This window comes from Xanthobacter sp., from assembly GCF_041911315.1.
Taxonomy (GTDB): domain Bacteria; phylum Pseudomonadota; class Alphaproteobacteria; order Rhizobiales; family Xanthobacteraceae; genus Xanthobacter; species Xanthobacter aminoxidans.
This window is the reverse complement of the sequence record NZ_JAYRPE010000025.1, coordinates 22,636-28,753: the sequence shown is the minus strand read 5'-3', so window position 1 is coordinate 28,753 and position 6,118 is coordinate 22,636. Positions and strand designations below refer to the sequence as shown.

Here is a 6,118-nt window from a genome sequence, read left to right as displayed (position 1 = left end):
TCCAGTGCGTCGCGGGCGGCCCGGTCGGCGGCAGCGAGTGCCTCCTCGCCCTCGGCGAGCCGGTCGGCGGCCTCGCGGCGGGCGGCCTCCGCCTCTTCCAGCGCATTCATGATCGCACGACGGCGGCGGATGAATTCGGAGGGCGCTTCCTCGATCTCGGCGAGCTCGGCCTTCGCCTCGGCTTCTCGGGCAGCGACCGCGGCAAGCCGTTCCCCGGCACCTCCGGCGCGCTGGCGCCAGGAGCGTTCTTCCGCGGCAATGGCTTCCAGCCGGCGCATGCGCTGGGTGGCATCGCGTCGCAGTGCATCGAGCCGGGCGCGGGCTTCGGCCACGGCGGCGCGGCGCTCGGCGGTGTCCGCGCGGGCGCGGGCCAGCTCCGATTCGAGCACCTGTGGCGTGTCGAGGGCGGCGAGCTGGCGCTCGGCGTCGGTCAGCGACGCCTCCGATTCGGCCCGCACGGCGGCGAGGCGATTGCGGGCCTCGGCCAGTGCGGAGAGCCGCGCGAGATGCTGGGCAGCGCGGCGCTCGGCCGCCTCCAGCGTGGCGCGGCTCGCCTCGGCGGAGCGCTGCGCGGCGCGGCGGGCCTCCCGGGCGAGATTTTCGCCCTCGGCGGCCTGACGCAAGACACTTTCGCGGTCTGCGAGGGTGGCGCGCACTTCGTCCAGATGTGCTTCCGCCAGCGCCGCCTCGGCCTCGATGTCGGCGAGGCGGTTGCGCTCGGCGAGGCGGCGAGCGGCGGCTGTGGGGGCGTCAGCGGCGGCGACCACGCCGTCCCAGCGCCAAAGGTCCCCCTCCATGGAGACGAGGCGCTGGCCGGCCTTCAGACGGCTCGCCAGCGCTGGACCGTCGGCGCGGGCCACGATGCCCACCTGCGCCAGCCGCCGTGCCAGCGCCGGGGCGCCGGAGACGAAGCGGGAGAGGGGCTGGGCGCCGTGCGGCAAAGGGGGGTCGGACGGGTCCAATGCCGCACCGGCCCAGCGGGCGGGGGCGGCGCCGTCCACCGGCAGGTCGAGATCGTCGCCCAAGGCGGCGCCCAACGCCGTCTCATAGCCTTTGGCGACGGTGACGAGATCGGCCACAGGCGGGAAGCGCGCATCGCTGGACTGGAGCACCTTCGCCAGCGTCCGCGCCTCGGTCTCCAGACGGCCGAAGCGCGCCTGCGCCTCGGCGAGGGTCGGGCGCAGTTCCTCAATGGCGCGGCGGGCGACAGTGTGGGCCACCTCGGCGTCGATGCTCGCTTCCTCGGCCTCGGCCAAGGCGTCGCGGGCGGCCTCGGCCTCCATGCGCAGGCCTTCGAGGGCGTCGGTGCCGGCCTGCTGCTTCAGGCGGCTTTCCTCGGCCTCCACGGAGGCGCGCTCGGCGGCGTTGCGCACCAGCCGGTCGCGCGTCTCGCGCAGAAGCTGCTCCAGCGAAGCGCGGCGGGCGCCGAGATCGGCAAAGTGCGCGGTCTTTTCCTCAAGGGCGCGCTCGGCCTCCTCCAGAAAGGCGGCGGCCTCCTCCTGCATGTCGGCGGCGATGGCTTCGCGCTCGGCCGCCTCCTCCTGCTCAAAGCGCAGGTTTTCGGCCTCGGTGGCGAGACGCTCCAGCACGCTCTCGGCGTCGTGGGAGAGGGCCTCTTCGCGGGCGGTATCCTGAGCCAGCTGGACGAGGCGACGTTCCAGCTCCTCCTTGCGGGCGGCAAGGCGCGCCTCTTCGGCGTCCAGCTCCTGCCGGGCATGGGTCAGGCGCTGCAAGGCGGCGGCGGCTTCCGCCTCCTTCTGGCGGAGCGCCGGGAGCGCATGGGCGGCAAGGGCCTGAAGGCGCGCGGCCTCGGCCTGCAGGCGCGTGTGCTCGGCCCCGTCGCGCTTGGCGGCTTCAACGGCTTGCTCGGCGTCGGCCAGCGCTTTGGTGACGTCCTGCCAGCGCAGCCAGAGCAGGGTTGCCTCGCACTGGCGAATTTCGGCGGCCAGCGACTTGTAGCGCACGGTCTGGCGCGATTGGCGGCGCAGGCTGTCCACCTGCGTGCCCAACTGGGTGATGACATCCTCCAGCCGCAGCAGGTTCTGCTCTGCGGCCTTCAGACGGGTCTCGGCCTCATGGCGGCGGGCGTGAAGGCCGGCGACGCCGGCGGCCTCTTCCAGAATGCGGCGGCGGGCATTGGGCTTGGCGCCGACGATCTCGCCGATCTGCCCCTGCCGCACGAGGGCGGGGGAGCGGGCGCCGGTGGAGGCATCGGCGAAGATGAGCTGGACGTCGCGCGCACGGACGTCCTTGCCATTGATGCGGTAGCTCGATCCGGCACCGCGTTCGATGCGGCGGACGATCTCCAGCTGGTCCCACTCGTTGAAGGCGGCAGGGGCGGTGCGGTCGGAATTGTCGAGGTGCAGCACCACCTCTGCGGAATTGCGCGCCGGCCTCCCCGTGGTGCCGGAGAAGATGACATCCTCCATGTCGTTGGCGCGCATGGCCTTGTAGGAGCTTTCGCCCATCACCCAGCGCAGCGCCTCGACAAGATTGGACTTGCCGCACCCGTTCGGCCCCACCACGCCGGTAAGGCCGGGCTCGATCAGGAGATCGGTGGGCTCGACGAAGGTCTTGAAGCCCACGAGCCGCAGGCGGTCGAACTTCATGCCGCGATCTTGGCTGTGGGAATGGGGAACAGGGTCATCGCCGCGGGGTGTGCCAGCCTTTCCGGTGGAGGTCAAACCAGCGTGCATGGGCCATCACCCCCGCGCAAGCCTTGGTTTGTCAACGATCCACAGGGGGTGCCTTGTGCGTCGGCGGGAGGTGCACGCAGATGCGTCTTGTGGTTGCGCCGGCGCCTCCTGCCTTACCTTCCACCGTTGAAAGGGGTACAAGGCGGCAAGCGCCGCATTGCGTCGGTGTGTCTGCGCCCCATTTATGGGGGGCCGACCCGGCGATGGCGCCTTCGGGCGCTGCGGGGCTGGATTTTCGGGGATTGCGACACATGCTGCTCAATCAGGCAGGCGCCACGGGTGCCAAACCGGCTGCGGGTTCGGACAGCGCCGGCGGCGACATCATCGACACCACCACCCAGACCTTCATGGCAGAGGTGATGGAGGAATCGAAGCGCCGTCCGGTCCTCGTGGATTTCTGGGCGCCGTGGTGCGGCCCGTGCAAGACGCTGACGCCGGTCATCGAGAAGGTGGTGAAAGCCGCCAAGGGCAAGGTGCGCCTCGCCAAGCTGAACATCGACGACCATCCGGTGATCCCCGGCAAGCTCGGCATCCAGTCGGTGCCCACCGTCTATGCCTTCGTGAACGGCCAGCCGGTGGACGGTTTCATGGGCGCCCTGCCGGAGGGACAGGTGAAGGCGTTCATCGATCGCCTCATCGGGCCTGCCACGGACGGACTGGAGGAAGCCCTTGCGGCGGCCGAAGGCGCGCTGGCGGACGGCGACCTGACCGCTGCGGCCGAAATCTTCGCCGGCGTGCTGGGCGAGGAGCCGGACAATCTGAAGGCCCTCGCCGGCCTCGTGCGCACCCAGGTCGCGGCCGGCGCGCTGGAGCAGGCCAAGGCGACGCTGGCGCTTGCGCCCGCCGACAAGGCCAACGACCCGTCCGTTGCCGCCGCCCGCGCCGCCCTCGATGTCGCCGAGCAGGCCGCCTCGCTGGGTGACCTCGCGACGCTGCAGGCGAAGCTCGACCTCGACCCGGCCGACCATCAGGCCCGCTTTGATCTCGCGATCGGGCTCAACGCCAAGGGGCGCCGCGAAGACGCGCTGATCCACCTGCTCGACATCGTCAAGCGCGACCGCGCCTGGAACGAAGATGCCGCGCGCAAGCAGCTGGTCCAGTTGTTCGAGGCCTGGGGCCCGACCGATCCGCTCACCCTTTCAGGACGTAAGAAATTGTCGGCGATCATGTTCGCCTGAGAGCGCGGCCTTTCCTTATTCCGGGGCGAGACGCAGCTTTCGATCATTGGTCGATGCGCTTTGCCGACGCGGACGGAGTTTCGCTCGAAGGCGCTCGAGAAGGATTTTTTCGTGGCTAACAACCGCAATTACCTGTCGCCGGCGGACATTCCGCCGGTGATCCCCGTGTTTCCGCTCACCGGTGCCTTGCTGCTGCCGCGGGCGGAGCTGCCGCTCAACATCTTCGAGCCGCGCTATCTCGCCATGGTGGACGATGCGCTGGCCGGCGCGCGGATCATCGGCATGATCCAGCCCGACGAGGCGGCGCCTGCGGGCGCGAGCGGACCGGCTGTGCACAAGGTGGGCTGCGTGGGGCGTCTCACCCAGTTCGGCGAGACCGGGGACGGGCGCTATCTCATTACCCTGAGCGGCATCTGCCGTTTCCGCGTGGTGGAGGAGATGGCGGTGACTACCCCCTATCGCCAGTTCCGCATCGATACGGCCCTGTTCGCCGAGGATTTCGATGTCTCGGCCGGCGAGGCGGAGGTGGACCGGGAGGCGGTGCTGGCCGCGCTCGCGGCCTTCCTCGACGCCAACAAGCTGGAAGCCGACTGGGACGGTATCCGCCAGGCCGGCACCGAGACTTTGGTGAACGCGCTCTCGGTGATGTCACCCTACGGCGCGCTGGAGAAGCAGGCGCTGCTGGAGGCGGAGAACCTCAAGGCCCGCGCGGACATGCTGGTGGCCATCACCCAGATGATGCTGGCCCGCATGCCGGGGGACGGCGAGGGATCGCTCCAGTAGCTCAGGGCTCCACCGCGAAGCGCAGCCGACCCGCCGGGGCGAGGGTGCGGGCATCGAAGGTGCGGATCTCGGTCGCGCCGTTGACCTCGATGGCCACCACCACCACGTCGCCGGAGACGGCGGTGGAGACAATGCGGGCGCCCTTGGGCAGCAGCGCGGTCATTTCGCCCGACGCAAGCGGTTTCGCCCGGATCATGCGATAACCGATCACGCCGAACACGGCCGCCACCCCCAGCACCATGACCAGCATGGAGATGCTGGAGAAGCGGCGGAACTTGCGGATGACGCGCTCCTGTTCCGGCGTCAGCGCCTCTTCGGGGGTGTCGATCTGGGGCGGGCGGTGGAACATGAGGGGCCGGGGCTCCTGACGGGACGAGAATGAACGCGAAGACGACCGAAGCTGCCCTTGTCGACGGCTTCGACGACCTCACCGACGACATCGGGCCGGACGAAGCCGGTCAGGACGCTGGCGTGAGCCTCTCCCTCGCCGTCGCCCCCGAGGATGCGGGGCAGCGGCTGGATCGCGTCCTGGCGCGCCTTGCGCCCGAACTCAGCCGCACCCGCATCCAGCGTCTCGTTGCGGAAGGGCAGGTGTCCATCGGCGGGGGAGTGGTAGGGGACGCGGCCGCGAGGGTCAATGCCGGCGAGGTCTACACCCTGACCCTGCCGCCTCCCGAGCCGGCCGAGCCGGTGCCGGAGGACCTCCCGCTCACCATCGCCTTCGAGGACGATCATCTCATTGTCATCGACAAGCCGGCCGGGCTGGTGGTGCATCCGGCGCCGGGCCATGCCTCGGGCACGCTGGTGAACGCTCTCCTGCACCATTGCGGCGACAGCCTCTCCGGCATTGGTGGCGTGCGGCGGCCGGGTATCGTCCACCGCATCGACAAGGATACGTCGGGCCTGCTGGTGGTGGCCAAGTCCGACGCCGCTCACAAGGGCCTCGCCGCCCAGTTCGCCGACCATGGCCGTACCGGCCCGCTGGAGCGGGCCTATCTCGCCTTCGTCTGGGGCGTGCCCGAGCCTCGCGGCCGGGTGGACGCCCCCATCGACCGGCACCCCACCCATCGCCAGAAGATGGCGGTGCGGGGTTCCGGCCGTCACGCAGTGACCCATTGGGAGGTGCTGGAGACTTTCGTCGGCAAGACCGGCACCGAGGTCGCGAGCCTTATCGAATGCCGGCTGGAGACCGGGCGCACCCACCAGATCCGCGTCCACATGGCCCATGCCGGCCATCCGCTGCTCGGCGACGAGGTGTACGGCCAGGGCTTCCGGACCAAGGTGTCGCTGCTGCCGGACGAGGCCCGGGCTTGCCTCGCCGCGCTTGGCCGGCAGGCGCTGCACGCCGCTCGGCTCGGCTTCGCGCACCCGGTGACCGGCGAGGAATTGTCGTTTGAAAGCGAGCTGCCGCAGGATCTTGCGGCGCTCAAGGCGGCGCTGCGCGACTGATCGCGAGCGTGC

General features: G+C 70.4%; 5 protein-coding genes. 3 read left to right on the top strand and 2 right to left on the bottom strand.

What is annotated here, in order from left to right; all coding sequences use genetic code 11:
* On the bottom strand, positions 1-2,609 hold a 2,609-nt coding region (locus tag ACE3QW_RS10040; RefSeq protein ID WP_374251394.1), incomplete at its 3' end, for a chromosome segregation SMC family protein.
* Positions 2,610-2,947: 338 nt separating this feature from the next.
* Between ACE3QW_RS10040 and trxA the strand changes: the two genes are divergently transcribed.
* Entirely contained in the window at positions 2,948-3,874 is a 927-nt protein-coding gene (gene trxA / locus ACE3QW_RS10035; RefSeq protein ID WP_029555296.1) for a thioredoxin, read from the top strand.
* Positions 3,875-3,985: 111 nt separating this feature from the next.
* A complete protein-coding gene (locus ACE3QW_RS10030) occupies positions 3,986-4,657 on the top strand; it encodes an LON peptidase substrate-binding domain-containing protein (RefSeq protein ID WP_374251393.1) in 672 nt (223 codons plus the stop codon).
* 1 nt (position 4,658) lies between these two features.
* Here the strand turns inward: ACE3QW_RS10030 and ACE3QW_RS10025 are convergent, their stop codons facing one another.
* Positions 4,659-5,006 carry a hypothetical protein gene (locus ACE3QW_RS10025; RefSeq protein ID WP_024280365.1) on the bottom strand — a complete coding sequence of 116 codons (348 nt, stop codon included), beginning with the start codon at positions 5,004-5,006 and terminating at the stop codon, positions 4,659-4,661.
* A 29-nt stretch (positions 5,007-5,035) separates the two neighbouring features.
* Here ACE3QW_RS10025 and ACE3QW_RS10020 point away from each other — a divergent pair, with 29 nt between their 5' ends.
* The gene (locus tag ACE3QW_RS10020) at positions 5,036-6,106 is read left to right on the top strand and encodes an RluA family pseudouridine synthase (protein WP_374251392.1); all 1,071 of its coding nucleotides are present in this window, start codon (positions 5,036-5,038) and stop codon (positions 6,104-6,106) included.
* Positions 6,107-6,118 lie beyond the last annotated feature (12 nt).